Source organism: Paracoccus sp. (in: a-proteobacteria) (assembly GCF_030538655.1).
Taxonomy (GTDB): domain Bacteria; phylum Pseudomonadota; class Alphaproteobacteria; order Rhodobacterales; family Rhodobacteraceae; genus Paracoccus.
In genome coordinates this window covers 141,800-167,221 of sequence record NZ_JAUNTO010000001.1, presented here as the reverse complement: position 1 = coordinate 167,221, position 25,422 = coordinate 141,800, and the positions used below count along the sequence as shown (strand labels likewise).

General features: G+C 63.8%; 27 protein-coding genes. 12 read left to right on the top strand and 15 right to left on the bottom strand.

The features are described from left to right. Nucleotides 1-203: 203 nt before the first annotated feature. Both Q4G22_RS00815 and Q4G22_RS00810 read right to left on the bottom strand, forming a co-directional pair. On the bottom strand, nucleotides 204-1,478 hold the full coding sequence (locus Q4G22_RS00815; RefSeq protein ID WP_303383998.1) for a Zn-dependent hydrolase: 1,275 nt from the start codon (nucleotides 1,476-1,478) through the stop codon (nucleotides 204-206). 140 nt (nucleotides 1,479-1,618) lie between these two features. Then, nucleotides 1,619-2,944, bottom strand: coding sequence for an aspartate aminotransferase family protein (locus tag Q4G22_RS00810; protein ID WP_303384162.1), 1,326 nt, complete (start codon nucleotides 2,942-2,944; stop codon nucleotides 1,619-1,621). A gap of 126 nt (nucleotides 2,945-3,070) precedes the next feature. Here Q4G22_RS00810 and Q4G22_RS00805 point away from each other — a divergent pair, with 126 nt between their 5' ends. Both Q4G22_RS00805 and Q4G22_RS00800 read left to right on the top strand, forming a co-directional pair. After that, complete coding sequence (locus Q4G22_RS00805) at nucleotides 3,071-3,688, top strand: TetR family transcriptional regulator C-terminal domain-containing protein (protein ID WP_303383997.1); 618 nt, start codon at nucleotides 3,071-3,073, stop codon at nucleotides 3,686-3,688. 557 nt (nucleotides 3,689-4,245) lie between these two features. Next, on the top strand, nucleotides 4,246-4,464 hold the full coding sequence (locus tag Q4G22_RS00800) for a hypothetical protein (RefSeq protein ID WP_303383996.1): 219 nt from the start codon (nucleotides 4,246-4,248) through the stop codon (nucleotides 4,462-4,464). Between the two features lie 18 nt (nucleotides 4,465-4,482). Here Q4G22_RS00800 and Q4G22_RS00795 read toward each other — a convergent pair whose 3' ends face one another. Next, nucleotides 4,483-5,013 (bottom strand): TetR/AcrR family transcriptional regulator, encoded by a 531-nt coding sequence (locus Q4G22_RS00795; RefSeq protein WP_303383995.1) that lies wholly within the window; start codon nucleotides 5,011-5,013, stop codon nucleotides 4,483-4,485. Nucleotides 5,014-5,324: 311 nt separating this feature from the next. Next, entirely contained in the window at nucleotides 5,325-5,888 is a 564-nt protein-coding gene (locus tag Q4G22_RS00790; protein ID WP_303383994.1) for a DUF882 domain-containing protein, read from the bottom strand. A 316-nt stretch (nucleotides 5,889-6,204) separates the two neighbouring features. On the opposite strand from Q4G22_RS00790, the gene Q4G22_RS00785 reads away from it, so the two are divergent. From Q4G22_RS00785 to Q4G22_RS00765, 5 genes are all read left to right on the top strand, one after another. After that, a complete protein-coding gene (locus Q4G22_RS00785; RefSeq protein ID WP_303383993.1) occupies nucleotides 6,205-7,833 on the top strand; it encodes a murein L,D-transpeptidase in 1,629 nt (542 codons plus the stop codon). A 33-nt stretch (nucleotides 7,834-7,866) separates the two neighbouring features. After that, the gene (locus Q4G22_RS00780; RefSeq protein WP_303383992.1) at nucleotides 7,867-8,958 is read left to right on the top strand and encodes a UDP-3-O-(3-hydroxymyristoyl)glucosamine N-acyltransferase; all 1,092 of its coding nucleotides are present in this window, start codon (nucleotides 7,867-7,869) and stop codon (nucleotides 8,956-8,958) included. Nucleotides 8,959-8,970: 12 nt separating this feature from the next. After that, on the top strand, nucleotides 8,971-9,237 hold the full coding sequence (locus Q4G22_RS00775; protein WP_303383991.1) for an acyl carrier protein: 267 nt from the start codon (nucleotides 8,971-8,973) through the stop codon (nucleotides 9,235-9,237). Further along, nucleotides 9,234-10,475, top strand: a complete 1,242-nt coding sequence (locus tag Q4G22_RS00770) for a beta-ketoacyl synthase (protein ID WP_303383990.1) — start codon at nucleotides 9,234-9,236, stop codon at nucleotides 10,473-10,475. The genes Q4G22_RS00775 and Q4G22_RS00770 overlap by 4 nt, the downstream gene beginning before the upstream one ends. 220 nt (nucleotides 10,476-10,695) lie before the next feature. Continuing rightward, nucleotides 10,696-12,330 carry a GMC family oxidoreductase gene (locus Q4G22_RS00765; RefSeq protein ID WP_303383989.1) on the top strand — a complete coding sequence of 545 codons (1,635 nt, stop codon included), beginning with the start codon at nucleotides 10,696-10,698 and terminating at the stop codon, nucleotides 12,328-12,330. On the opposite strand, the gene Q4G22_RS00760 is transcribed toward Q4G22_RS00765, so the two are convergent. The 5 genes from Q4G22_RS00760 to Q4G22_RS00740 all read right to left on the bottom strand — a co-directional run bounded on the left by Q4G22_RS00760 (nucleotide 12,320) and on the right by Q4G22_RS00740 (nucleotide 16,925). After that, nucleotides 12,320-13,390 (bottom strand): AI-2E family transporter, encoded by a 1,071-nt coding sequence (locus tag Q4G22_RS00760; protein WP_303383988.1) that lies wholly within the window; start codon nucleotides 13,388-13,390, stop codon nucleotides 12,320-12,322. The two genes, Q4G22_RS00765 and Q4G22_RS00760, sit on opposite strands and share 11 nt — an antisense overlap. A 54-nt stretch (nucleotides 13,391-13,444) precedes the next feature. Further along, entirely contained in the window at nucleotides 13,445-14,287 is an 843-nt protein-coding gene (locus Q4G22_RS00755) for a metal ABC transporter permease (RefSeq protein ID WP_303383987.1), read from the bottom strand. Beyond that, complete coding sequence (locus Q4G22_RS00750; protein ID WP_303383986.1) at nucleotides 14,284-15,144, bottom strand: metal ABC transporter permease; 861 nt, start codon at nucleotides 15,142-15,144, stop codon at nucleotides 14,284-14,286. Before Q4G22_RS00750 ends, Q4G22_RS00755 begins: the two co-directional genes overlap by 4 nt. A 67-nt stretch (nucleotides 15,145-15,211) precedes the next feature. Further along, nucleotides 15,212-16,060 carry a manganese/iron ABC transporter ATP-binding protein gene (locus Q4G22_RS00745; RefSeq protein ID WP_303383985.1) on the bottom strand — a complete coding sequence of 283 codons (849 nt, stop codon included), beginning with the start codon at nucleotides 16,058-16,060 and terminating at the stop codon, nucleotides 15,212-15,214. Beyond that, nucleotides 16,053-16,925 carry a metal ABC transporter solute-binding protein, Zn/Mn family gene (locus Q4G22_RS00740; RefSeq protein WP_303383984.1) on the bottom strand — a complete coding sequence of 291 codons (873 nt, stop codon included), beginning with the start codon at nucleotides 16,923-16,925 and terminating at the stop codon, nucleotides 16,053-16,055. The genes Q4G22_RS00745 and Q4G22_RS00740 overlap by 8 nt, the downstream gene beginning before the upstream one ends. An 86-nt stretch (nucleotides 16,926-17,011) precedes the next feature. Between Q4G22_RS00740 and Q4G22_RS00735 the strand changes: the two genes are divergently transcribed. The 5 genes from Q4G22_RS00735 to Q4G22_RS00715 all read left to right on the top strand — a co-directional run bounded on the left by Q4G22_RS00735 (nucleotide 17,012) and on the right by Q4G22_RS00715 (nucleotide 20,921). Beyond that, the gene (locus Q4G22_RS00735) at nucleotides 17,012-17,431 is read left to right on the top strand and encodes a Fur family transcriptional regulator (RefSeq protein WP_303383983.1); all 420 of its coding nucleotides are present in this window, start codon (nucleotides 17,012-17,014) and stop codon (nucleotides 17,429-17,431) included. A 51-nt stretch (nucleotides 17,432-17,482) separates the two neighbouring features. Further along, nucleotides 17,483-18,646 (top strand): homoserine O-acetyltransferase, encoded by a 1,164-nt coding sequence (locus tag Q4G22_RS00730; protein WP_303383982.1) that lies wholly within the window; start codon nucleotides 17,483-17,485, stop codon nucleotides 18,644-18,646. Nucleotides 18,647-18,797: 151 nt separating this feature from the next. Beyond that, complete coding sequence (locus Q4G22_RS00725) at nucleotides 18,798-19,172, top strand: YigZ family protein (RefSeq protein ID WP_303383981.1); 375 nt, start codon at nucleotides 18,798-18,800, stop codon at nucleotides 19,170-19,172. Further along, nucleotides 19,169-20,230 (top strand): hypothetical protein, encoded by a 1,062-nt coding sequence (locus Q4G22_RS00720; RefSeq protein ID WP_303383980.1) that lies wholly within the window; start codon nucleotides 19,169-19,171, stop codon nucleotides 20,228-20,230. The genes Q4G22_RS00725 and Q4G22_RS00720 overlap by 4 nt, the downstream gene beginning before the upstream one ends. Before the next feature lie 160 nt (nucleotides 20,231-20,390). Beyond that, nucleotides 20,391-20,921, top strand: a complete 531-nt coding sequence (locus tag Q4G22_RS00715) for a GNAT family N-acetyltransferase (protein ID WP_303383979.1) — start codon at nucleotides 20,391-20,393, stop codon at nucleotides 20,919-20,921. Nucleotides 20,922-21,110: 189 nt separating this feature from the next. Here Q4G22_RS00715 and Q4G22_RS00710 read toward each other — a convergent pair whose 3' ends face one another. The 6 genes from Q4G22_RS00710 to nirJ are packed head-to-tail and all read right to left on the bottom strand — an operon-like array spanning nucleotide 21,111 to nucleotide 25,422. Continuing rightward, a complete protein-coding gene (locus Q4G22_RS00710; RefSeq protein ID WP_303383978.1) occupies nucleotides 21,111-21,698 on the bottom strand; it encodes a DedA family protein in 588 nt (195 codons plus the stop codon). Beyond that, nucleotides 21,695-22,054, bottom strand: a complete 360-nt coding sequence (locus Q4G22_RS00705; RefSeq protein WP_303383977.1) for a hypothetical protein — start codon at nucleotides 22,052-22,054, stop codon at nucleotides 21,695-21,697. The genes Q4G22_RS00710 and Q4G22_RS00705 overlap by 4 nt, the downstream gene beginning before the upstream one ends. A gap of 55 nt (nucleotides 22,055-22,109) precedes the next feature. Further along, nucleotides 22,110-22,397 (bottom strand): hypothetical protein, encoded by a 288-nt coding sequence (locus Q4G22_RS00700; RefSeq protein WP_303383976.1) that lies wholly within the window; start codon nucleotides 22,395-22,397, stop codon nucleotides 22,110-22,112. Then, entirely contained in the window at nucleotides 22,394-22,600 is a 207-nt protein-coding gene (locus Q4G22_RS00695; RefSeq protein WP_368661449.1) for a hypothetical protein, read from the bottom strand. The genes Q4G22_RS00700 and Q4G22_RS00695 overlap by 4 nt, the downstream gene beginning before the upstream one ends. A gap of 13 nt (nucleotides 22,601-22,613) precedes the next feature. Then, nucleotides 22,614-24,224 carry a nitrite reductase gene (locus tag Q4G22_RS00690; protein WP_303383974.1) on the bottom strand — a complete coding sequence of 537 codons (1,611 nt, stop codon included), beginning with the start codon at nucleotides 24,222-24,224 and terminating at the stop codon, nucleotides 22,614-22,616. Beyond that, entirely contained in the window at nucleotides 24,199-25,422 is a 1,224-nt protein-coding gene (nirJ, locus tag Q4G22_RS00685) for a heme d1 biosynthesis radical SAM protein NirJ (protein ID WP_303383973.1), read from the bottom strand. Before nirJ ends, Q4G22_RS00690 begins: the two co-directional genes overlap by 26 nt.

Below are 25,422 nucleotides of genomic sequence, written 5' to 3'. Positions count from 1 at the left end.
TTCGCCTCCAAGTTGGGCTATGATCTTCCCTAATATAGAGGTTCACGTAAGTGTCGTTGCTCCGCCTCAACGGGTCTGGATTTTTCCATTTACCAACTTCAAATCGGTGACTATACCAATCCCCATATTTTTTCTTATCATGAGAAAGATTTACTTCCGTTATTTGACTGCGGTGATTTGCTGTTGCCTCAATCCTTGCGAACTTAAAGTGATTCACTCTCCACCTCCGCCGCCTCTATCACCGCGTGCAGCAGCACATCGGCCCCCGCCGCCGCCCATTCGGGGCTGATCTCTTCGGCCTCGTTATGGCTCAGCCCGTCCACGCAGGGACACATAATCATCACCGTCGGCGCGATGCGGTTGATCCAGCAGGCGTCGTGACCGGCACCCGAGATAATATCCATGTGGCTATAGCCCAGCCGTTCGGCCGCGGCCCGCACCGTGCCGACCAGACCGGGATCGAACGTCACCGGGTCAAAATGCCCGACGGCCTCGATGCTGATCCCAAGACCCAGTTCGGCGGCAATCGCCGGGGCCTCGGTTTCCAGTCGGGTGCGCATCGCGGTCAGCTTGTCCAGATCGGGGCTGCGGAAATCGACGGTGAAGACCGCGCGGCCGGGGATCACGTTGCGGCTGTTGGGCGTGACGTTCATCTGCCCCACCGCGCCGACCGCGCCGGGCTGATGATCCATGGCGATCTGATGCACGGCCTCGATGATCCGGGCCATGCCAAGCCCCGCGTTCACCCGCATGTTCATTGGGGTCGAGCCGGTATGCGCGTCCTTGCCGGTCAGGGTGATTTCCAGCCACCACAGCCCCTGACCGTGGGTGACGACGCCAATATCCTTACCCTCGGCCTCAAGGATCGGGCCTTGTTCGATGTGATATTCGAACATCGCGTGAATGGGCCGCCCGCCGACATCCTCGGACCCGCGCCAGCCGATGCGGTCCAGCTCATCCCCGAAATGCTTGCCCTCGGCATCCACGCGTGCATTAGCGTAATTCTCGGTATGCACGCCCGCGAACACGCCCGAGGCCAGCATCGCGGGGGCAAACCGCGCGCCTTCCTCATTGGTCCAGTTCACCACAACGATGGGGCGGCGCGTCCGAATGCCCAGATCGCGGATCGAGCGCACAACCTCCAGCCCCGCCAGCACGCCCAAAACCCCATCAAACTTGCCCCCGGTCGGCTGGGTGTCCAGATGGCTGCCGATATACACCGGATCAAGGTCGGGGTCAGTCCCGTCGTGGCGCATGAACATGTTGCCCATACGATCAAGGCCCATGACCATGCCCGCATCTTCGCACCACGATTGAAACAGCGCCCGCCCCTGCGCATCGGCGTCGGTCAGGGTCTGCCTGTTGTTGCCACCCGCAATGCCCGGTCCAACCTGTGCCATCTGCATCAGGCTGTCCCACAGCCGTTCGCCGTTGATTTTCAGATTCGCAGCCGGGGCCACCCCACTGGCGTCGGTCATCATACATCCTTCCTGTCTGGCCACCCTGTCTTGGCGCGGGGTCGGCGGAATGGGCCGGGCGTCAGGACTGCCCGGTTCTGGTTTTCATCGGGGCGGCCGTCGTGCTGCCATCAGCCCCGGCAGCACACGCCGCCCCGCCATCACGGCGTTTCCTTCAGCACATCAGCCAGCGTGCCGATCAGCGTGTCGATCTGCGCCTTGTCGATAATCAGCGGCGGCGACATGGCGATGGTGTCGCCGGTGGTGCGGATCATGATGCCTTTCTCGAACGCGCGGATGAAGGCGTCAAAGGCGCGCACGCCCGGCTTGCCCTCGATCGGTTCCAGTTCGACCGCGCCGATCAGGCCCATGTTGCGGATGTCGATGACATGCGGCAGGCCCTTTAGCCCGTGCAGCGCCTGTTCCCAATAGGGGGCCAGTTCGGCACAGCGGTCGAACAACCCTTCCTCGGCATAGGTGTCCAGCGTGGCGATACCGGCGGCGCAGGCGATGGGGTTGCCGGAATAGGTATAGCCGTGGAACAACTCGATCACATGTTCCGGCCCTTGCATAAAGGCGTCGTGGATTTCGGCGGTGGTCATCACCGCACCCATCGGGATGACGCCGTTGGTCAGCCCCTTGGCGCAGGTTATCATGTCGGGCACCACGCCAAAGTGCTGCGCTGCAAAGGCCGAGCCAAGGCGGCCAAAGCCGGTAATGACCTCATCAAAGATCAGCAGGATGCCGTGCTTTTTCGTGATGGCGCGCAACCGCTCCAGATAGCCCTTGGGCGGCATCAGGACACCGGTGGACCCGGCCATCGGTTCCACGATCACGGCTGCGATGGTTTCGGCGCCGTGCAGCGCGACGATGCGTTCCAGATCGTCGGCAAGGTTCGCGCCATGTTCGGGCTGGCCGCGGGTAAAGGCGTTTTCCGGCAGATGTGTATGCGGCAGGTGATCGACGCCGTTCAGCAGGCTGCCAAAGAACCGGCGGTTGTTCACAATCCCGCCCACCGAAATGCCGCCAAAGCCGACACCGTGATAGCCCCGCTCGCGCCCGATCAGGCGGGTGCGGGCAGCATCACCCCGTGCCCGGTGATAGGCCAGCGCGATTTTCAGCGCCGTATCCACCGCCTCGGAACCAGAGTTGGTAAAGAACACATGCTCCATCCCGTCAGGCGCGATTCCGATCAGACGGTTGGCCAGTTCGAACGCCAGCGGGTGGCCCATCTGGAACGCGGGGGCGTAATCCAGTTCCTCGGCCTGTTGCTGAATGGCGGTGGTGATGCGCGGGCGGCAGTGGCCCGCGTTACAGCACCACAGCCCGGCGGTGCCATCCAGCACCTGCCGCCCGTCGGCACTGGTGTAATACATGTCTTTGGACGCAACCAGCATCCGGGGCGCGGATTTGAACTGCCGGTTCGCGGTGAAGGGCATCCAGAAGGCGCGCAGGTCGTTCGGGGCGGGTTTACGGTCAAGGGCCATCCGGCTGACTCCATTCATGTTTGACCAGACGGTCAGGATCACGCTAGCACGGCGCAACAGTCAGTCAAGCATGTTGGGGTGCCCAATCCCGGCTGACTCTTGCAGGAATTCGTGCCAAGGCAAGCCATGAACAATCAAAACCAGCCCACGCTGACCCGTATCCAGCAAAAGAACAGAGATTTGATCCTGCAAGCGGCGCTGGATGCGTTTTCCGCCCAGGGGTTTCGCGGTGCCACCCTTGACCAGATCGCTGAAAGCGCGGGCCTGTCAAAGCCGAATGTGCTGTATTATTTTTCATCAAAAGATGAAATTTATCGCACTTTGCTGACGATTCTGCTGGATACGTGGCTGGCGCCACTGCGCGAATTGAACCCGCAGGGCGATCCGATGGGCGAGGTGCTGTCTTATGTCCGGGCCAAGCTGGACCTGTCGCGTGATTATCCCCGCGAAAGCCGCCTCTTTGCCAATGAAATCCTGCAAGGTGCCCCGCATCTGAGCGAGTTGCTGGGCGGTGGGTTGCGTTCTTTGGTAGACGAGGCCGTGACCACTCTGGCCGCATGGATCGAACAGGGGCGTCTTGCGCCGGTCGATCCGCATCATCTGATCTTTTCCATCTGGGCGCTGACCCAGCATTACGCCGATTTCGAGGTTCAGGTGCGGGCCGTGCTTGGTCCCGGCCACGACCCTTATGCCGAGGCAGGGCCGTTTCTGGACAATCTTTACCGGCGGATGCTGGTCGTCTGAGGGGCGCTTGCGCCGACTTTTGTGTTCCGCGATGGGTGGGCTGTGCGGCTATGCTGGCCCTAGCGACATCGGCCCGCTACACGCTGCGCGAATCGCTGGCGCGCGCGGGGTGGGCCGAAACATCGTCGTCGTGCTGCTGTCTTTGGCGATAAGGTGATTACACCGGCCAGTCCGCTGTTGTCGACGGTCGAGGGGGGCTGCCCTCGGCTTTGACGGCAAACCCTTTGGGTATCGTGCGGGCGCTGGTTGGTCAGGGGCCGAGGCGGTGTCGCGGCTGGCGGGCCGGTGATGCGACTGGGGCCAGCCATGTCACGGATAACGGGCGCATTTCGGGGGCTGAAACCGTGACGGGCGCTGCCGCACAACGGCTTTGGTGCGCTGCCGGTGCCGGGGCGGTGTTTCTGGCCGTCATCGGAAGGGCCGTGGCGTTGATGGTTGTGGTTCATCTGAATCGTAGGCCAATGCCTATGGCATTGCGGTGACGGGGATATTGGCATTCCCTTTCCAGCAGATCGGCCCCGGATTCTGTCTGCGCTTTGGTTCTGTGGAACCGCCCAATGCGCCGCGCGCTGGCGGGATCGCGTGGGCCGGGGCACAAGTTCGGCATCATCCAGACCAGCTGGCACCGAAACCGCCGCATTCTGCGCGTGGGCAAGGCGCGGCTGATGCTGGAAGGGCCGCCCGGCTCGTCTGTGTCGCTGTGCAAAAGCGTGTTCGGGCCAGTGAACTTGCACGCCTGCCGTCCAACCGGGTGGGGCCAGCAGATCAACATCTGATTGCCGACGCGCGGGTCGTCAGTCGGGTTTGCGGTTCAGCATCCCGACGGCAGGGCCGATTTTTTCCAGATAGACCAGCCCGGTCGCGATGATATTGTCCTGCCGTCCCTCGGCCCAGTCCACCAGCGCGCGCTCAATCGCGGCGGTGATAGCCGAGGACAGGATCGCTACCAGAACCGGGTCGGCGCGCGGCACACGGCGAAACAGCAGCGTGGCCATTTCAGCGCGGCGCAGGTTCTGGGTGTTCTGATACATCGCCGCCAGCTTGGCATCGGTTTCGGCAAGGCGCAAAACGGCGGCCAGCTGGTCCCTTTCGTCCGCAAAACGGCCAAGGTGATGTTCCATCAGCTTGTGCAGGTCGTCGATCAGACGACCGCGCCCCTCGACGAACTGTTCGGCGGCATCGGCGGGATAATCGGGCGGCGGCCCCATCAAGGCCGCCTCTTTGAATGGGTAATAGTTGAAGAAGGTCCGTGTGCTGATACCTGCCTCGCGCGCGATCGCTTCGGCCGTGAGACCGGCCATACCATCCTGACTGGCAAGCCGCATCGCCGCTGCCTGTATCTTTCGCGCCGTCTTTAATTTCCGGCCTTGTGCGGGGGTCATTTGGGATAAACCTATGAAATACTGCGCTTTCACTTTCAAAATTGCCGGTGTTGGTTGGGTTGACAATAGAAAATCAACGGGCAGACTAATGAATCATGGTTAATAAGATCTATATGCCTGCGACAGCGCATCCCAAAACCAGTAACGTTGCCGGAACTGCAATCTGCGGGTGCGGCCATTTGTCTTTTTGTCAATGAAACAGCCCGCCGCAAGATGCAGACGGGCCGGTTCAACCAAGACTGATTCTATCGGGGTTACGAACCCCACTGACGAACCTGCCCGCAGTCCATATGCACAAAGTTCGAGCGGCTGTATTTGCCGACACCGCCGGCGCGGCAGGCGACCGCCGCCTGATACATCTGGTTCACCGAGCGCGACTTCATCCGCATGTCGGCGGCCTTGCCGACCAGATGCAGCGAGTTGCGGGCAACGCCGCCGCCCATGGTCCGGCGCAGCATGTTGTTGGTCTGCGGCGAACGATAGCCCGACAGCATCATGTAGGGTTCGTTGGTCTGCATCAGCCGGGCTGAGGCCGAGGCGATGTCGATGGTGCGGGGGTCGATGCCGATGGCCTGGCCGGTGCGCCAGTCACGCATAAAGATGTTGATCTCGTTCAGGGCCTCGCGGATGTATTTGCCATCCACCCAATAAACGACATCAACGCTTTCGCCGGTCCGGCCGGAATACATCTTGATGCGGCGCATGTCGCCCGCGCCCCGCAGAAAACCGAAGGCATTGGCCATCACGGGCGCGGCGGCAACGGACGTTGCGGCAAACACGCCCAAAAGGCCGCGGCGGTTCAGAAGATTCATGGTCATGTCGGATCGCCTGTCCTGCTTGTTTCTTGAGTGCCACATTTGCGCGGCGATTCCCCGGTTAACCGGGATTAGTTAAGAATGTGTCAAATTTTCCTGCTACTGGGAACCGTTTAGTTCCCGGCACGGCACTGGCCCGCCGGTTTGGGCGGAATCCCGCCGATCAACTGCGGGTTGTTAATCATTTCTTAACTCATTCCCGAGGGCTGGCGTGTGATGTTGCCGTGCGGTAACGCCCCCTTGACTTTTTCAGCGTGTCAGTATGGACGCTGCGCCGCAGTCGGTGGCACAAATGCGAATCACATCATTCGGGGTTGTTATGAGTTTTGTCGTTTCAGGCGTTTCCACATGGATTCGGGTCGCCGCGTTCGGGGTTGCGGCGGCGTGGACCTTGCCCGCTGCGGCGCAGGTGCCGCAGGTGATGATGACTGGCGCGCAGGCGGCCCCCCGGCTGGATTTCACCGCGGATGAAATGGCCTTGGCGACCGCTGTGGCAGGCAATGCCGATCTTGCAGCTTATTATGGCAGCAACGGGCTGCGCTCGATTTTCGGCGGGCCAGGGGGTGCTGCCCGTGCCGCCGCGCTGCAAGCCGCTGTTGCGGCGATGCCCGACCACGGGCTGCCCCTGTCCCGTTACCGCGCTGATGCGCTGGCCGGTGCCGATCCCGCCAGCCTGGAAGGCGAGGTGCTGCACGCGCGTATTCTGGCGCGGGTGATTTCCGATCTGACCGGCGGGATGGTGCGTCCGCAATCCGCTGATCCGCAGATCCACCGTCAAGTGTCGCGCCGTGCCGTCGCCGACAATCTACGCGATTTCGCTGCCAGCCCGGACCCCGCCCGCTTTCTGTCGGGGCTGGGGCCGAAAGATCGCCGCTATCGTGTCTTGCAGGGCGCATTGGCGCAGCGTGCGCGGCTGATCGCCCCCGCAGGCACGCCCGCCGCCCCCGAAGGGCTGTGGCGCGATGGTGCCCGCGACCCGCGTCTGGCGGACCTGCGGCTGCGTCTGGCCTCGATCGGGTTCGACGCTGGCCCGGCGGCGGACCCGGCGCTGTATGACGAAGGATTGTCGCAGGCGGTGCTGGCCTATCAGCAGGCTGCCGGTCTGCCCGCCGATGGCATCGCCGGGCCGCGCACCATTCAGCGCCTGAACACGGGCGCCGACCGGCAGACCCGCGCCATCCTGATCGCGCTGGAACGGTTTCGCTGGATGGGCGATCATGATCTGAACGCGCGCCATGTCTGGGTGAATATTCCCGACTATATGGTGCGCGTGTTCGACGGCGGGCAGGAAATCTTTCAGACCCGCGCCGTGATGGGCAAGACCAGCGACGACATGCAGACGCCGGAATTTTCCGACGAGATGGAATATGTTGTCGTGAACCCCAGCTGGAACGTGCCGCCGGGGATGTTCGCGCGCGATTATTTCCCGCGCTTGCAACAGAACCGCAACGCCTTTGCGCATCTGGATGTGGTGGATCGCCGGGGCAGGGTGGTGCCGCGCGACCAGATCGACTTTGGCCGCTATACCGCGCGCAGCTTTCCCTATCGGTTGCGGCAGAAACCCAGCGATGACAACGCCTTGGGCATCGTCAAATTCATCTTTCCGAACCAGTGGAACATCTATCTGCACGACACGCCCTCCAAGGGGCTGTTCGGCGAATCTGCCCGCGCCTTTTCGAACGGCTGTGTGCGGTTGCGCGATCCGATAGATTTTGCGCATCTGCTGTTGTCGCAGCAAACCGACAATCCGCAGCGCATGTTTCAGCGTGCGCGTGACAGCGGGCGGGAAACCTATCTCAAGCTGACGCCGTTCGTGCCGGTGCATCTGGTCTATTTCACGGCTTTTCCCGACGACAGCGGGCAGATGCGGTTCTATCATGATGTCTATGGGCGCGATGCCACCGTGTGGCAGGCGATGGCCAAGGCCGGGCTGGAACCTGACGCCTGAACCGGCTACCACTGCCCCGAAAGGGTTGAGCCGATGACCAAAACTGTCACTGTTGATGAACTGGCCCGCGCACTGGATGCGCGGGCGTGGGGCGATCTGTCTCTGGCCATTACCGGCGCGGCAGAACCGGGCGCGGCGCAGGCCGATCAGATCGCGCTGGCCATGGCGCCGAAATACGCCGCGACGCTGAAGCCGGGCGCCATCGCCATTCTGGCCGAGGGGATGGACCCCGCCGAATATGGCCTTGCCGCCGCCATCTTTGCGCCGCGTCCCCGGCTGGTTATGGCGGGGCTGACGCGTGCCTTTGACCCCGGCCCCGGCATCGCGCCCGGCATTCACCCCAGTGCCGTGATTGACCCGACCGCGCAGCTGGGCGAAGGGGCGGCGGTCGGTCCGCTGGCTGTTATCGGTCCGGATGCGCAGATCGGGCCGCGCGCGCGTATTGCCGCCCATGCCAGCGTCGGTGCGGGGGCACGGATCGGGGCGGATGCGCTGATCCTTGAGGGCGCGCGCATCTGCCATGGCGTCGTCGCGGGCGATCGGCTGATCGTGCAGCCCGGCGCGGTGATCGGTGGCGACGGCTTTTCCTTCGTGACCCCCGAGGAATCCGGGGTCGAGGAAATGCGCCGTAATCTGGGCGAGCGCGATCATATCCGCCAGCAGAAATGGCACCGTATTCACAGCCTTGGCGCGGTTGAACTGGGCGACGACGTGGAAATCGGCGCGAATTCCACCGTTGACCGCGGCACGATCCGGTCTACGCGCATCGGATCGGGCACCAAAGTGGACAGTTTGGTTCAGATCGGCCACAACGTCATCATCGGGCAGGATTGTCTGCTGTGCGGGCTGGTCGGCGTGGCCGGGTCGTCACGCATCGGCGACCGGGTGGTGCTGGCAGGTCAGGTCGGCGTGTCGGATAACATCGAGATCGGCGACGATGTGATCGCCGGCGGTGCAACCAAGATCTTTACCCGCGTGCCGGCCGGGCGCGTCATTCTGGGCAACCCGGCGGTCAAGATGGAAACGCAGATGGATATTCAGAAATCCATGCGCCGCCTGCCACGGATCGCCGCGACCGTGGCCGAGCTTCAGAAAATCGTTACAAAATTGATGGACAAGGGCTGACCGGAGGCCAACATGACTCAAGATGTGAAAACCCGAATCCGCGAAATCATTGCTGAACAGGCGATGCTGGAACCCGACCAGATCACCGATCAGGCCACACCCGAAGAATTGGGCATCGACAGCCTTGGGCTGGTCGAATCGATTTTTGCCATCGAGGAAGAATTCGACATCTCGATCCCCTTCAACGCCAACGAACCGGAACAATCCGATTTCGACATTTCCTCGATGGGCGCGATCATCTCTGCCGTGGAACGGCTCGTCGCTGAAAAATCCGCATGAGCGCGGGGGCCTTGGCGACCACTGGCGGGCCGCGCCGTGTTGTCATCACCGGCGCGGGCACGATCAATGCGCTGGCCCGCGACGTGCCCGGCACGTTCGAGGCGCTGCGCGAAGGCCGCTGCGGCATCACCCGGCTGAACTTTCGCGATGTGGACCGGCTGTCGGTGCAGATCGGCGGGCAGGTGCATGACTGGCAGCCCGAGACCTATTTCAATCGTCAGCAGATCGTTCTGTATGACAAGTTTTCTCAGTTCACCCTGTTGGCGGCCAAGCAGGCCGTCGCGCAATCGGGCCTGTCGTTCGAGGGCGAGCTGGGTGCCCATTCCGGCGTGGTTCTGGGCACCGCTGGCGGCGGGGTCAACACCTGGGACGATAATTACCGCACCGTTTACGAAGAAGGGAAGAACCGGGTTCACCCCTTTGTCATCCCGCGGCTGATGAACAACGCGGCGGCCAGCCTGCTGTCGATGGAGTTCGGCCTGCTGGGACCGTCCTTTTCGGTTTCAACCGCCTGCGCCAGTTCCAATCACGCCATGGGGCTGGCGTTCCAGATGGTCCGTTCGGGCGCGGTGCGTGCCGCCCTGACCGGCGGGTCCGAGGCGATGCTGTGTTTCGGCGGCGTCAAGGCGTGGGAGGGGCTGCGCGTCATGTCCAAGGATGCCTGCCGCCCGTTCAGCGCCAATCGCAACGGCATGGTGCAGGGCGAAGGCGCGGGGGTTTTCGTGTTCGAGGATTATGAACATGCCCGCGCGCGCGGCGCCGATATTCTGGCCGAAGTGGTTGGATTCGCTATGTCTTCGGATGCGCAGGATATTGTCATGCCCTCGGCCATCGGGGCCGAACGGGCGATCACCGGCGCGATGCGTGATGCTGGCATGAACCCCGAGGACGTTGGCTATATCAACGCGCATGGCACCGGCACCGCCGCCAATGACAAGACCGAATGCGCCGCCGTCGCCCATGCCTTTGGCCATCACGCCGATAAGCTGATGATTTCATCTACAAAATCTATGCACGGCCATCTGATCGGCGGCACCGGCGCGGTGGAATTGCTGGCCTGTATCATGGCGCTGCGCGACGGGATCATCGCGCCGACCATCGGCTATGAGGAACCCGACCCGGAATGCGCGCTGGATGTCGTGCCGAACGAGGCGCGCGAGGCGCGGGTGGAGGCCGTTCTGTCCAATGCCTTTGCCTTTGGCGGCCTGAACGCGGTGATCGCGTTGCGCCGGGTCTGACGGCGGACGGCGGATTAACCAATTCCGATGCAACAGGGCGCGCGCTGCGTTGCGCGGTAATGGCGGCTGCGCCGCTGTCAGCCCCTGCATTTGCTGGGTTTTTCGCTGCACAGATGATGCACAACCTGTGCACAGGCTGTACACAACCTGTACACAGCCCGCGCAACAACAGATTAACGGGGCTTGCGCCGCAATCGGCCATGATGCTTGTATCGGCGGCATGAACGAGACTTGGGATTTCGGTGAATGGGATGCCATCGTCGTCGGTGCGGGCAGTGCCGGCTGTGTGCTGGCCAACCGGCTGTCTGCTGACCCGCGCCTGCGGGTTTTGCTGATCGAGGCGGGCGGGTCGGACAACCGTTTCTGGGTGCATGTGCCGGTCGGTTATCTGTATGCGATGGGCGACCCCTCGCTGGACTGGTGCTACAAGACGCGGGCCGAGCCGGGGCTGAATGGCCGGGCGCTGAACTATCCGCGCGGCAAGGTGTTGGGCGGCTGTTCCTCGATCAACGGCATGATCTATATGCGCGGGCAGGCCGCCGATTACGACCGCTGGCGGCAGGCGGGCAATCCGGGCTGGGGCTGGGGTGATGTGCTGCCGCTGTTTCGCCGGTCGGAACGTCACTATGCCGCCGCCGATGATGCCCACGGGGTCGAGGGTGAATTGCGGGTCGAACAGCAGCGCCTGAACTGGCCGATCCTTGATGCGGTGGCGCGTGGGGCGCATGAACTGGGCATCCCCGCCGCCACCGATTTCAACGGCGGCGATAACGAGGGCGTCGGATATTTCCCCGTCAACCAGCGGCGCGGCTTGCGCTGGAACGCGCGCAAGGCGTTTCTGAATCCGGCCCGCGACCGCGCCAATCTGCGGATTGAAACCCATGCGCAGGTGCGCCGCATCGTGCTGAATGACCGCCGCGCCGTGGCGGTGGAATTCGCGCAGGGCAGCACCCGGCGCGTGGCGCGGCTGCGCGCGGGCGGGGAAATCGTGCTGGCGGCGGGGGCGATCAACTCGCCCGCTTTGCTGGAATATTCGGGGATTGGCCAGCCAGACCGGCTGTCGGCGCTTGGCATTCAGCCGCGCCACGATCTGCCCGGCGTGGGCGAGAATTTGCAGGACCATCTGCAATTGCGCACGATCTTTCGCATCACCGGGGCGCGGACGCTGAACGACCGTTCGGCCAGCCTGTGGGGCAAGGCGGGGATCGCGCTGGATTATGCGCTGCGGCGGCGTGGGCCGATGTCGATGGCGCCCTCGCAACTGGGCATCTTTACCCGCTCGTCAGATCGGTTCGAGACGGCGAATATCGAATATCACGTGCAGCCGTTGTCGCTGGACAAGTTCGGCGAGCCATTGCACCGCTGGCCGGCGCTGACGGTTTCGGTGTGCAACCTGCGCCCGGAAAGCCGCGGCCACAGCCATATTACCAGCGCCGATCCGACCATTCAGCCGGAAATCGCCCCCAATTACCTGTCCGCCCCTGCTGATCGAGAGGTGGCCGCCGACAGTATCCGCCACGCCCGGCGGCTGATGGCGACGCAGGCGATGGCGCGCTATGCGCCGCGGGAAACCTTGCCGGGGGCCGCGATCACCACGCAGGCTGAGCTGGAGCGGGCGGCGGGCGATGTCGGCACCACGATTTTTCACCCGGTTGGCACCACGGCCATGGGCAGTGGCCCGATGGCGGTGGTGGATGCGCGGTTGCGGGTGCATGGCGTCGCGGCGTTGCGGGTGGCCGACTGCGGGATCATGCCCTCGATTGTGTCGGGCAATACGCACGCCCCTGCGGTGATGATCGGGGAAAAATGCGCGCTGATGATGGCCGAGGATCGTCAGGCCGCGATCAGCGCGTAACCGGCCCCGGCTGTGCGTCACGTTCCTGCGTAAAGCGCGACCAGGCGGCGATGAACAGCGCCGCGATCAGCGGTCCCATCACCAGCCCGTTCACCCCCAGCGTGGCGATGCCGCCCAGGGTGGACAGCAGCACGATGTAATCGGGCAGGCGGCTGCCCCGCCCGACCAGAGGCGGTCGCAGCAGGTTGTCGATGGTGGCGATCAGAAAGGCCCCGACAGCCAGCAGGATCACGCCTTTCAGATAGCTGCCGGTCGCCTGCAGATAGACCGCAACCGGCGCCCAGACCAGCGTTGCCCCCAGAAACGGCAACAGCGCCAGCACCGCCATCACCACGCCCCACAACAGCGGGCTGGCCAGCCCCAGCAGCCAGAAGGTCACGCCGCCGATGGTGCCCTGCACCATGGCGATGATGACATTGCCCTGAACCGTGGCCCGCACCACATCGACGAATTTTGTCGCAAGATAATCGGTATAGTCGGGGTTCAGCGGGCTGGCGCGGCGGAGCCTGTGGCTTAACGCCTCGCCCTCGCGGAACATGAAGAACAGCACATACAGCATGACACCGCTGGCGATGACCAGTTGCATGGTGTTCTGCCCGATGGTCAGCAATTGCGTGGCGATCAGTTGCGACAACTGCCCGATGAAGGCGTTGATCTGGGTCTGGATCTGCTGAAACGGGGTCAGGTTCAACGAAGCAAAGGTCTCGGTCACGATTGAGGGCAGGGCATTTTGCAGACTGTTTAATGCTGCGCTCAGGTCGATCTGCTGTGCCGTGACCTGACGATACAGCCCGGCCGCCTGCGCCGACAGTGACGACAGGATGATACTGCCGGGGATCAGCACCACCAGCATGACCGCCAGCAGGCTGAGCGCCGAGGCGGCATTTCGCCGCCCTCGGGTCACGCTCAGAAAGCGCCGGTGCAGCGGGTGAAACAGGATCGCCAGAATCACCGCCCACAGCACCGCCCCGAAATAGGGTCGGATCACCCAGGCAAAGGCCAGTGTCAGCAGCACCAGCAGTGTTACCGAACTGATCGTGTGCACCGTTTGTCTGTTCATCGCGGGGCCTTTGGTTTGGGTTGGCCCCGTTATCGCATGTTGCGGGCGGTGGCGCTATGGGGCTTGGCTGTGGGGCGCGGCTTGCCGGGCCTGCCATTGCCGCCGGGCAAAGGCGGCGATGAACATGACGGTCAGCGCCAGAACGATGGTCGGGGCCGGGGCGCTGTCCAGCCAGAAGCTGGCCCAGACACCGGCAAGGGCCGCCATTGCCGCCGCTGCGCAGGCCACGGTCAGCATGACCGGCAGGCGGCGGGTGGTCAGAAAGCCGATGGCGCCCGGTGCAATCAGCAGTGCCACCGACAGAATGATGCCCACTGCCGACAGCATCGCCACCACGCTGGCCGAAATCATCGCCAGCAGGCCATAATGCAACAGCCGCACCGGCAGCCCCGCGACCCGTGCCTGCACCGGATCAAAGGACCACAGCGCCAGATCGCGCCATTTCAGCACGATGGCGGCGGTGATGGCCGCGCCGATGGTCCCTGCGGTCGCAAAGTCACCTGGCCCGACCCCAAGGATGTTGCCGAACAGGATGTGATCCAGATGCATATCTGACGGTGTGGCGACATAGATCACCAGCCCCAGCCCGAACATGCCCGCCATGACCACGCCCAGCACCGTGTCGGATTTGACGCGCGAGTTTTCCTGAATCCAGCCGGACAGGGCGGCGCAGGTGGTGCCGGCGGCAAAAGCTCCGATCAGCAGTGGCAGGCCGGTGATATAGGCCAGCACGATGCCGGGCAGGACGGCATGGCTGATGGCGTCGCCCATCAGGCTCCAGCCGCGCAGGATCATGAAACACGACAGTAGCGCGGCGGGGATGGCGACGATCAGCGCCATCAGCGCGGCGCTCTGCATGAAGGGATAGGCAAAGGGCAGGGTCAGCGTCTGCATCATGGCGCGGCCCCGCGGGCAGCGGCGGCGCGGCGTCGTGTGGCCAGCAGGCCATGAGTGGGCGCACAGACAAAGGCCAGCGCAAAGACCAGCGTTTGCAGCACCACGATCACGCCGCCGGTCGCACCGTCCAGAAAGAAGGACAGATAGGCGCCGGTCCCCGACGTCACCGCGCCAATGGTAACGGCCAGCGCGATCAGCCGGGGAAAGCGGTCGGTCAGCAGATAGGCGGTGGCCCCCGGCGTCACGACCAGCGCGACGACCAGAAACGCCCCCACCGTCTGCATGGCGGCGACGGTGCAGGCGGCCAGCAGCGCAAAGAACAGCACCTTCAGCCGCGCCGGGTTCAGCCCGACCGTGCGGGCGTGGGTTTCATCGAAAAACACCGCCATCAGGTCGCGCCATTTCAGCGTCAGGATCAGCAGCGAGACGGTGCCGATCAGCACCAGTTGCAGCGTGTCGTCGGGGCTGATGGCCAGAATATTGCCCATGGTGATCTGCTGGATGCTGATCGCCATCGGATTGAGCGAGATCATGAACAACCCCAGCCCGAAAAAGGCGGTGAAGATCAGCCCGATGATCGCATCTTCGCGCAGGCCGGTGCGGCTGTTCAGAAACAGCATGGTCATTGCCGCCAGCCCGCCGGACAAAAAGGCTCCAATCGCGAAGGGCAGGCCCAGCATATAGGCTCCGGCGACGCCCGGCACGATGGAATGGGACAGCGCATCGCCGATCAGCGACCAGCCTTTCAGCATCAGATAGGCCGACAGAAAGCCGCAGACCGCGCCGACCAGGGCCGAGACCCAGATCGCTTCGGCCATATAGCCATAGCGGAACGGGATAAGCAGGGTTTCCATCATGCGCCCTCGCAAGTGGGGGTTTTGCACCCCCACACCCCCGCAGGATATTTAGAAACGAAAGACGCCATCAGTCGCGCCCCGTGGTCTGGTGCTGATCGTCGTAAAAGATCAGCGGGCGTTCGTCGTCGCTGAGCACGGTCACGGCGCGGTTGTCCTGATCGTCGTGCAGGTCCGGGCCTGCCAGCGTAAAGTGGCGCAGCACGCCGCCGAAGGTTTTGCGCAGGTTGTCGGCGGTAAAGGTGGTGGCGGTGGGGCCATAGGCCAGCACCGTGCCTTTGACCAGCACCACCCGGTCGCAGAATTCCGGCACCGATCCCAGATCGTGGGTCGATACCAGCATCACCCGGCCTTCGTCGCGCAGGGCGCGCAACAGGATGATGATGGTTTCCTCGGTCTGCACGTCGACGCCGGTGAAGGGTTCGTCCAGCAGGATGACGCGGGCATCCTGTGCCAATGCGCGGGCCAGAAAGACCCGTTTTTTCTGCCCCCCCGACAGCTCGCCGATCTGGCGGGTGGCGTAGTCCTGCATGTTGACGCGGGCCAGTGCCGCCGCAGTGGCGGCGTGGTCGGCCGGGCGCGGGCGGCGCAGCCAGCCCATATGGCCATAGCGGCCCATCATCACCACGTCGCGCACCAGAACCGGAAAGGTCCAGTCCACGTCCTCGGACTGGGGGACATAGGCGATCAGGTTCTGTTTCAGGGCCTGGGCGACGGGCAGGCCCATGATGCGTGTCTGGCCCGAGGCGCCGGGGATCAGCCCCATCAGCGCCTTGAACAGCGTCGATTTGCCTGCGCCGTTCATGCCCACCAGCGCCGTGACCGAGCCTTGCGGCACCGTAAAGCTGGCGTCGCGCAGTGCTGTGTGGCCGTTGCGATAGGTGACGGTCAGGCCGGTGACGGCGATGCCCTCAGCCATGGGACAGTCCTTTCAGGATGGTGGTATAGGTCACGGTCAGCAGGTCCAGATAGGTCGGCACCGGGCCGTCGGCATCGGAGAGGCTGTCCACATACAGCACGCCGCCATAACCTGCCCCGGTTTCCGCCGCGATCCGCCGTGCCGGGCGATCCGATACGGTGGATTCGGAAAAGATCACCCCGATCTGCCGGGCGCGCATCGTATCGACGACATGGCGCACCTGTTGCGGCCTGCCCTGTGCGTCGGCGTTGATCGGCCACAGATACAGTTCGTTCAGCCGGGCGTCGCGGGCGAGATAGCTGAACGCCCCTTCGGAGGTGACCAGCCAGCGGCGGTTATCGGGCAGGGCGCGCAGCGCGTCACGCAGGGGGGCGATGGTGGCGGTGATCCGGTCGGCATAGGCGCGGGCGTTCGCCTGATAGGCGGCGGCATTCGCGGGATCGGCGGTGGCCAGTGCGGCGGCGATGTTGCGCACATAGATCAGCGCGGAATCGAGCGCCATCCACGCGTGGGGGTTGGGCGCGCCAGTGGCCACCTCGATCGGGGTGATGCCGTCGCTGACGATGGCGGCGGGCACGCCGGACAGGTTGCGCAGAAACTGTTCGAACCAGAGTTCCAGATTCAGACCGTTATACAACACCAGCCCCGCCCCCTGCGCCTGCACCAGATCGCGCGGCGTGGGTTCGTATCCGTGGATCTCGGCCCCCGGCTTGGTGATGCTGACCACATCGGCCAGCCCGCCCGCCACATTGCGGGCCATATCGGCCAGCACGGTAAAGGTCGTTGCCACCCTCAGCCGGCCCTGTGCCAGTGCGGGGGCGGCAAGGGTGCTGGCAAGCACGGCGAGGGCGTGGCGGCGGTTCATGGTGCAATCTTTCTGCGAATGAATCGCAACTGTCAAGTAGGTGAGAACTACTTGCAACTGGCTGCGGGACTTGCCATCAATCCGTAATGGACAAGGCTCGGGCACAACGGATGGAACAGGCGCTGCGCGATGCGGGCGTGCGGGTGACGCGGCAGCGCGCCGCTTTGCTGCGGGTGCTGGCCGCCGTCGATGACCACCCTGACGCGACCGAATTGCACGCGCGGGCCGAGGCGGCGGGGGCAGGCGTTTCACTGGCCACGGTTTACCGCACGCTGACCACGCTGCGCGCGCAGGGCGTGATCGACAAGCTGGAGTTTCAGGGCGAGCCGGCGCGCTGGGAGCCTGCCGACCAGCATCACCACGATCATATGATCGACGTGGACAGCGGCGCGGTGATCGAGTTCACCGACGACCGCATCGAACGCCTGCAAGCCGAGATCGCGGCCGAGCGCGGATACGAGATCGTGCACCACCGGCTGGAGCTGTATGTGCGACGGCGGACTTGATCGCGGGGCAGCAACGCCTTTAGCTGGGGGCGAGGAAACCGGAGGAACCCCATGCGTCGCATTCTGGCCTTGATGCTGACCGCCACCCCTGCCTTTGCACTGGACGGGCTGGTTGAAAAGCAGGCATTCACCCTGACCGATTTTCAGACCCGCAGCGGGGAAACCATCCCTGAAATGCGGCTGGGTTACGAAACCTATGGCACCCTGAACGAGACGAAAGACAACGCTATCCTGATCCCGCATTTCTTCAGCGGCACCAGCCATGCGGCGGGGAAATATGCCGACAGCGACGCTGCGCCGGGCTATTGGGATGCGATCATCGGGTCGGGCAAGCCGATTGACACGGATCGGTTCTTTGTCGTCTCGGTCGATACGCCGGTGAACCTTGGCGCGCATGATCCCAATGTTATCACCACCGGCCCGGCGACACTGAACCCGGCAACGGGTCAGCCGTGGGGAATGGATTTCCCGGTCATGACCATCGGTGATTTCGTCGATACGCAAAAGGGGTTGATGGATCAGCTGGGGATCGAGACATGGCACGCGGTCATGGGGGCCTCGATGGGCGGACTGCAAAGCTATGAATGGGCGGCCAGCTATCCCGACCGGCTGGAACGGGTGATCCCGGTCATTTCATCGGGCTATGCCAACGCGGATCTGATCGCCTGGCTGGATGTCTGGGCCGCGCCGATCAGGGTCGATTCCAACTGGAACGGCGGCGATTATTACGGCGGTAATGCGCCCGTGGCCGGGCTGGCGGCGGCGCTGAAAACCCTGACGCTGCACGCCAATTCCGCCGAATGGGCCAACAGCAGCTTTGGCCGCGCCCCGGCCGAGGGCAGCGATCCGGCCAGCATTGATGGCAAATTCGCCGTGCAGGCCGCGCTGGATGCGGCGGGCGCGGCACGGGCACAGATCGCGGATGCCAACCACTTTCTGTATCTGGTCAAAGCGAACCAGCTTTTCGTCGCCGGTCAGCCTGAAGGCGGTATTTATGACGGGCTGCGGGCGATCGAGGTGCCCGCGCTGCTGATCTATTCCGATGCCGACCTTGTGTTCCCGCCCGATGCGGTGCGCGAAACCGCCGCCATCATCCGCAGCGATGGCACGCCGGTGCAAACGGTGCAGATCACCGGCGGGCGCGGCCATCTGGACGGGGTGCTGAACATCGCGCAGGCGGGCGAGCAAATCCGCGCCTTTCTGAACGCGGACTAAAGGCATCTTTGGTTCAATAAATATCCTCTGGGATGAGGAGGATCAGGAAAAGGTCCGGCGGACCTTTTCCCCGACGAATGGGAGGGACGAAGCGCCCCCGGCCTTTCGGGGCAACCTTGATTTCCGTCGCGATAACGCGCATTTGCGCCACATGACCGAAACCCTGCGCATTTTCGACAAGATCATTTCTGACCGCGGCTCGCGCTACGCCGTCTCTGGCGGGGCGGCGCGGGACCGCGAACAGGCGCAGGCGCTGATTGCAGACCTGACCCGCAACAAGCGGTTCGCCAGGGCCACACATAACACCTGGGCCGGAATCCTTTCGGGCGAACCTGTCAAGGATGACGACGGCGAAACCGGGGCAGGGGCGCTGATCCTGCAAATGCTGGATCGTGCGGGCGTGGCGGATCATATCGTGATCGTTACCCGCTGGTATGGCGGCAAGCATCTGGGCGGCGACCGTTTCCGCCATGTTGCCGATGCGGTGCGCCACTATCTGCGCGAAACCGGGCAGGGCGTGGCATGAAGATACGGGTCGGGATCGCGGGCACCTCGGGGTCGCTGATGCAGGATGGATGGACGCAGGCGTTCGCCCAACCCGGCTGCGGGTTCGAGATCGTCGGCAATGCCTCGCTGGGGTCGTCTCATGCCGTGATGCTGCCCTATCGGCTGCCGCTGCTGGACGATGTGGCGATGGATGTGCTGATCGTCGATCTGTGCGTGAACGAACAGCGGGCGCTGAACCGCAACCTGCATGACCCCGCGCAAACGGCGGCGCTGTTTGCATGGCTGCGCGGCTGGTGCGCCGACCGGGGTATTCTGCCGGTGGTGCTGATCCTGCCGCATGTCACCACGGCGGGGCTGCGCCATTCGGCGGTGCGCGATCATTGGGCGGAAATGTGCCGTGCCGCTGGCCTGCCGTTTCTGGATGGCTATCGCCTGCTGCGCCATGCCTGTTTTTTCGGCGAACGCGCGCCGCGTCATTTCATGTCGGGGCCGAACCACCTGAACCCGCGCGGGGCCAAAATGACCGCCGAGGTGCTGATGGAGACGCTGACTCGCTTTCTGCAACATGCCCAGATCGGCACGGAACAGGGCAGCGTGCATGAATTCCGCCACGTTCACCTGAACGGCAAGGCCGAGCGCAGCACGTCGTTGATGACCGAGCATCTGCACCGGCTGCTGATTGGCGACACGCTGCGGGCCGAGACGGGACCGGGCGATCTGGTGGGCATGGTGCTGAACATGAACGCCAGTTGCGCGGCTCTGGTCATTTCGGGGCAGGATATGCGGGTCAAGCGGCTGGATTCGCCGCACGCCCGCGCCGATTCCACGCCCGCCATGGTGTGCTGGTCGCTGCTGCATCCGGTGGCGGCGGCGGATGACTGTTTTGTGCTGTCGGTGCAGCCTGCCCGCGATATGTCGGGGCAAGAGGATAATGACCACACCGACCCCGGCCGCCCTGCCGAGGTGGCGGAACCTGCGGTCGAACTGGCGGGCCTTGTGATACGCGGGCCTGCCCGCGCGCGCCGTCTGGTCATGACCAGCGGGGCCGAACCGGATCTGCTGCGCCTGCTGGACTGACGCTGGCCCCGCCGTCACGTCACGTTACGTCGCGGCAGGGCCGAAAGCCTTGATCCACGGACAGGGATGCCGCATCATTGCTGCACTGCCGCATAAAGCTGACGTTGCGCGGGTGCTTGCGCGCTGCTGTCGCGAAACCCTTGTTCTGAACAGGGCTGCAATGGATCAGAAAGACGATGAAAACGGTGGCTATCTGGTGCTGCCATCCAGCGCCGAGGTGACGCATGGCCACGACCTGCGCCTGCGTGGGCTGGTGGCAGAGGATCAGGCCCAACATGCTGCCCATCTGAAACGCCTGTCGTCCCAAGACCGCTATTCCCGGTTTCAGGGCGCGGTCAGCGATGAAACGATTGACGCCTATTCCAGCCGTCTGGATTGGGACACGGTGCTAATCTTTGGCGTGTTCGTTGACGGCACCCTGCGCGCGGTGGGCGAACTGTTGGGCACGCCGGGGGATCGTGACGCCGAAATCGCCGTATCGGTGGAAACGGAATATCAGCACATCGGCCTGGGCAAGCAACTGGTGCTGGCGATGGTGCTGGCCGCCCGCGCCATCGGGGTGGAACGCATTGTTATCAGCTTTCTCTATGATAACAGCGGAATGCGTGGTCTGGCCCAGGACATTGGTGCGGAAATGGAATCGATGGAAGGTGTCACCATTTCGGTTAAAACCTTGCCCGCGCAGCATTAGGTTCTGATCCCGCGCCCCTATCGCAGCCGGGGTATGCTGGGCGCGCACCCGCAATATCCCGCCCCTCGGGGATACCTCACTGGCCAAAGGCATCGGCACGGCGACCGTGGTGTTGCCACGCTCTGCACATCCCGCATGGTGCATTTGGCCTCTCGGATGCCCTGCGACCGGGCAATGCGGGTTCTTAGCCTAACGCCCTTCGACCCGCAGCAATCGCATCAGCCGCCAGCCAAGCACCACGACCAGTGCGGCGGCGGCCGCAAAGCCCAGCAGGTGCAGCGCCATCTGTGATGCCGCCTCAAGATTGCCGGCAAAACTGTAGCCAAGCGCCAGATACATGGCGATCCAGATCAGCATTCCGGCAAGGCTGGCCCCGGTAAAGCGCGCCCAGCCCAGACCGGCCATCCCGGCGGCGAATGTCACCCAAGGCCCAAGCGCCGAGACCAGCCAGCGCGACAGAAACACCGCCAGCCCTCCGCGCCGGTCCAGCATGGCCTGTGCCTTGGTCAGCGCGGCGGCGCGGCGGGCATTTCCGCTGCGCAACAGCCCGCCGCCGCGCCGCCCGATCTGATAGGCCAACTGATCGCCCAGAAACGCCCCCGCCAGCGTGCCAATGGCGCAGTTCAATGCCGACAGATCGCCCGCCGCGACAAAACCCCCCGCCGCCAGCAGCAAAATCGACGACGGCGCGGGCAGGGCAAGGCAGGACAAAAAGGCGCATACTGCCAGCAGCCAGACCCCATACTGCGGCACAAGGCCCAGCAGGGTCTCGGTCATTGTGCGGGTTCCTGTTGTGCCGCGTCCTGCTGCTGCGCGCGCAATTGCGCCACGGCGGCATTGACCAGCGCGATGATCTGTTCGGGCGGCACGCCCTGCGCCTCGGCGATTTCGCGGATGGTCAGCGGGCGCGGGTCGGGGCCGGGCAGGTTGGCGATGCGGTCAATCTCGCGCGGGGGGACGCCCCAGCTATGCCCGACATAGCCGATGGTCATCCACGGGCGCACGGGTTCCTGACGGTGGTTCTGCCAATAGATGAAATTGTGGGCAAAGGTCACGGCAAAGAACAGCATCGCCGCCATGGCCAGCGTCAGGGCGGCGATCAACAGGGGATGGCGACGGAACGTGGCCAGCATGGGCACCTCTTGCGATGGTGGCGATCATAGCGCCATCATGCGCCGGGCAAAAGCGTCAGCGATCCAGTCGGAATTTATCCGCGACGGCCCCGGCCCCGGCCCCCAGCACCATCCCGACAAAGCCGGGCAACAGCACGAAATAGATCGCCACCGAACGCCGGATTTCCGCATCCCCCAGCAGCGGTTCGCGCGTGATGAACCAACCGGCCAGCCCAAGGATCGCACCCGCGATCAGCGCCGCCCACAGGATGCCAAGCCCCATCCGCCGCGCTGCCAGCCATGCGACCAGCCCCGGCACGATCAGTGAAACGGTGGCCAGTGTGACCAGATAACCGGGGTTCATTCCGCTGCCTCGTCCATCAGATGCCGCACCCATCGCCCCGCCGCCCATGTCGCCGGCACCCCAAGGATCAGCCCGCCGATGACCGATTGGATCGGCGTCAGGCTGCCCCAGTCCATCCTGGCCCCGATCAGCGCGAACAGAAACAGGTTGATCGCCACCGCCGCCGCCGTAAACGGATACAGCAGCAGCGCCAGTTTCCACACCGGCCAGCGGCCATCAGTGGCTGGTTCCGTCGCTGAAGGTGATTTTGTTCCAGACATTGTATTTCCCAGATGGTTTGCGCATCGGCAGGCGTTTCACCTCATTCAGCGTGGCGGCATCATAGACGATCACCGCCCCGTCGTCCTCCCAGATCGAGACCAGCGCGTATTTGCCATCCTTGGTGAATTCGGTATGAGCGACGGTCTTGCCGGGGGCGGGGTCAAGGGTGCGGACGATTTCCAGCGTTTCCTTGTCGATGATATGCATCTTGTCCTTGTTCGGACCAAAGAACACATCGGCCCAGACATAGGGGCTGGTTTCGTGGCTGCGCAGGAAAAAGCCGGGGCCATCGGTCTTGATGGTCTTGACCAGTTCCCATGTGTCGATGTCGATCACCGACAGAACGCCTTCGTTCAGGTGCGGCGTGGCCATGACCCGCCGCCCGCCGCTGTCCCATGTGATGCCCGACCCAAGGTGCGGCATACCGGGCAGGGGCAGTTCCGCGATCTCGCGCCCCACATCGAGGTTCACCACCACGCCCTTGTCCCCCTCGCGGTTGGTGCCGATCAGGTGGCGATAATCGGGGGTGAAGAAAAAGTCATCCAGCGGTTGTTCGATGACGATGCGGCGGCGGGCGAACAACCCTTCCTCGGCCCCCACCGCCTCGACCGCGCCGGGCTGATAGTTGTGGACAAAGCCTTCATAAAACGGACCCGAGTCCTCGGCCGTGCCGATCTCCCAGATTTCCGGCGCGTCCTTTAGCGCCAGAATAAAACTGCCCCGCTGCGGCGCCTGATACACCGCCGACACACGGCTGGTGCTCTTGTCCTTTGCGACAATCGGGATCACGCGGGCCGGGGTCAGGTCATCGGTGGACAGGATGGTCAGCGTATGCGGCAGGTAATTCGCCACCGCCAGCCATTTGCCATCCGCCGACATGGCGATGTTGCGGCTGTTCACCCCCGCGCGGACGCGCCCCACCTCGGCCAGCGACCAGATGTCATATTTCTGCACCCAGCCATCGCGCGCCATCACAAAGACATAGCGCCCGTCGGGGCTGAATTTCGGCCCGCCATGCACGGCAAAGGGTGTCTCGAACCGATCCAGCACGGTCAGCGCATCGCCGTCCAACACGCTAATATGGCTGTCGCCCGTCTCCACCGCCAGCGTGATGTTCATCGGGTCGGCGTCGAATATCGGCGCATCAGCGGCGATATAATCGCCCCGCATTTCGCGGCTGGAGGCGATGTCGGCCTGGGTCCAGTCGGGGACATAGCCCAAAGGTTGCTGAATATAGGCGACCAGTTCGGCAATCGCCTGTTCGTCCAGCACATCCGCATAGGCCGCCATCTGCGTGGCCGGACGGCCATGGGCGATCACCGCCGCCAAAGCCTCGGGTTTTTGTCGGCCCAAAGCCTCGGGGATCAGCGCCGGGCCGGTCGCGCCAAGCCGGTTTTCCGCATGGCAGACGGCGCAATGTTCGGCGTAATCCGCCGCCGCGTCGGCCCATGCGGGTGCGGCCAAGCCCGCCAGCAGCACCAAGGCCCATGCTTTCTGCTTGCCCACATGCGCATGACGGCGGTGCAAAACCGACCACGGCTTAGAAAAATTGATGCGCTGGATCATGGCTTTTCCCTCGGAACGGCGCGTTGGTCAGGCGGTCAAGACCCTCATCGACGCCGATTTCCGCATTGGTCAAGTAACAGGCCGGGTCTTCGGCCCAGGGATCGCCGGTCAGTTGCAGCGCGCGGATGCGGGTATTGCCGCCGCAGACCGACTGAAACGCACAGGCCCCGCAGCGTCCCTTCAAGGGGCGGGGGCGCGTGCGCAAGGTCGCCAGCATCGGGTCATCCCCGGTCCACCATGCGCTGAAAGGCCGGTCTTTCACGCTGCCGATGGTGTAATCCGACCAGTAGGTGTCGGGATGAACCTTGCCCTGCGGGTCAATATTGGCGACGCCGACGCCGGATGAATTGCCGCCCCACGCCTCTAGGTGCGCGCGCACATGGGCGACGCGATCCGGGTTGAACCGCCGCTCGGCCCACCGCAGGAACCAGACCGCATCGGCGTCATTATTGCCGGTCACGATCTCCAAATTCCGGCCGTTTTCCACCGCATCCCAAGCCCGGTCCAGCACAAGATCCATCGCGCGGCGGGTATGGTCATGGGCGGTATCCTCGCCCCGATGTTTGTCGCCGCGCCCGGCATAGACCAGATGCGACAGGTAGAATTTATCCACGCCCTCGGCCTCGCACAGATCCAGCATGGCGGGCAGATCGTGGCTGTTCTCGCGCGTGATCGTATAGCGCAGGCCGACCTTGACGCCGCGCGCAAGGCAGGCCCGCACCCCGGCCAACGCATCGGCATAAGCGCCATCGACGCCCCGGAACCAGTCATTCACCGCCCCGATCCCGTCCAGCGAGATGCCGACGTAATCAAAGCCCAGATCGGCCACCCGCGCGGCATTATCCCCGCCCAGTTTGGTGCCATTGGTGGACAGCGACAGGTGGCGGAAGTTCAGCTCTTTCGCACGAGCCGCCAGTTCCCAGAAATCGAAGCGCGACAAAGGCTCGCCCCCCGACAGGATCAGCGCCGGGATGTTAAAGCCGCGCAGATCGTCAAGCACGCCCATCGCCTGTTCATGCGTCAACTCGCCCGGAAAGACGTTGTTGGATGACACGGTATAGCAATGGCGGCATTTCAGGTTGCAGGTGCGGGTCAGGTTCCAGATCACCACCGGCTTGACCATGCCGCCCGGTGCCGCGCGGCGGCGCACCGGGGTCGGGTGCAGCAATTGGTGCATATATTGGGTCAGGCGAAACAT

Bases quoted from the DNA above. Each gene is read 5' to 3' on its own strand.
- Q4G22_RS00810 (WP_303384162.1), bottom strand. From the start codon at position 2,944: ATGGCCCTTGACCGTAAACCCGCCCCGAACGACCTGCGCGCCTTCTGG.
- Q4G22_RS00750 (WP_303383986.1), bottom strand. From the start codon at position 15,144: ATGATGGAAACCCTGCTTATCCCGTTCCGCTATGGCTATATGGCCGAA.
- Q4G22_RS00690 (WP_303383974.1), bottom strand. From the start codon at position 24,224: ATGATCCAGCGCATCAATTTTTCTAAGCCGTGGTCGGTTTTGCACCGC.
- Q4G22_RS00705 (WP_303383977.1), bottom strand. From the start codon at position 22,054: ATGCTGGCCACGTTCCGTCGCCATCCCCTGTTGATCGCCGCCCTGACG.
- Q4G22_RS00745 (WP_303383985.1), bottom strand. From the start codon at position 16,060: ATGGCTGAGGGCATCGCCGTCACCGGCCTGACCGTCACCTATCGCAAC.
- Q4G22_RS00765 (WP_303383989.1), top strand. From the start codon at position 10,696: ATGAACGAGACTTGGGATTTCGGTGAATGGGATGCCATCGTCGTCGGT.
- Q4G22_RS00780 (WP_303383992.1), top strand. From the start codon at position 7,867: ATGACCAAAACTGTCACTGTTGATGAACTGGCCCGCGCACTGGATGCG.
- Q4G22_RS00790 (WP_303383994.1), bottom strand. From the start codon at position 5,888: ATGACCATGAATCTTCTGAACCGCCGCGGCCTTTTGGGCGTGTTTGCC.
- Q4G22_RS00795 (WP_303383995.1), bottom strand. From the start codon at position 5,013: ATGCGGCTTGCCAGTCAGGATGGTATGGCCGGTCTCACGGCCGAAGCG.
- Q4G22_RS00755 (WP_303383987.1), bottom strand. From the start codon at position 14,287: ATGATGCAGACGCTGACCCTGCCCTTTGCCTATCCCTTCATGCAGAGC.
- Q4G22_RS00775 (WP_303383991.1), top strand. From the start codon at position 8,971: ATGACTCAAGATGTGAAAACCCGAATCCGCGAAATCATTGCTGAACAG.
- Q4G22_RS00760 (WP_303383988.1), bottom strand. From the start codon at position 13,390: ATGAACAGACAAACGGTGCACACGATCAGTTCGGTAACACTGCTGGTG.
- Q4G22_RS00800 (WP_303383996.1), top strand. From the start codon at position 4,246: ATGCGCCGCGCGCTGGCGGGATCGCGTGGGCCGGGGCACAAGTTCGGC.
- Q4G22_RS00735 (WP_303383983.1), top strand. From the start codon at position 17,012: ATGGACAAGGCTCGGGCACAACGGATGGAACAGGCGCTGCGCGATGCG.
- Q4G22_RS00785 (WP_303383993.1), top strand. From the start codon at position 6,205: ATGAGTTTTGTCGTTTCAGGCGTTTCCACATGGATTCGGGTCGCCGCG.
- Q4G22_RS00720 (WP_303383980.1), top strand. From the start codon at position 19,169: ATGAAGATACGGGTCGGGATCGCGGGCACCTCGGGGTCGCTGATGCAG.
- Q4G22_RS00740 (WP_303383984.1), bottom strand. From the start codon at position 16,925: ATGAACCGCCGCCACGCCCTCGCCGTGCTTGCCAGCACCCTTGCCGCC.
- nirJ (WP_303383973.1), bottom strand. From the start codon at position 25,422: ATGTTTCGCCTGACCCAATATATGCACCAATTGCTGCACCCGACCCCG.
- Q4G22_RS00710 (WP_303383978.1), bottom strand. From the start codon at position 21,698: ATGACCGAGACCCTGCTGGGCCTTGTGCCGCAGTATGGGGTCTGGCTG.
- Q4G22_RS00700 (WP_303383976.1), bottom strand. From the start codon at position 22,397: ATGAACCCCGGTTATCTGGTCACACTGGCCACCGTTTCACTGATCGTG.
- Q4G22_RS00730 (WP_303383982.1), top strand. From the start codon at position 17,483: ATGCGTCGCATTCTGGCCTTGATGCTGACCGCCACCCCTGCCTTTGCA.
- Q4G22_RS00805 (WP_303383997.1), top strand. From the start codon at position 3,071: ATGAACAATCAAAACCAGCCCACGCTGACCCGTATCCAGCAAAAGAAC.
- Q4G22_RS00715 (WP_303383979.1), top strand. From the start codon at position 20,391: ATGGATCAGAAAGACGATGAAAACGGTGGCTATCTGGTGCTGCCATCC.
- Q4G22_RS00770 (WP_303383990.1), top strand. From the start codon at position 9,234: ATGAGCGCGGGGGCCTTGGCGACCACTGGCGGGCCGCGCCGTGTTGTC.
- Q4G22_RS00815 (WP_303383998.1), bottom strand. From the start codon at position 1,478: ATGACCGACGCCAGTGGGGTGGCCCCGGCTGCGAATCTGAAAATCAAC.
- Q4G22_RS00725 (WP_303383981.1), top strand. From the start codon at position 18,798: ATGACCGAAACCCTGCGCATTTTCGACAAGATCATTTCTGACCGCGGC.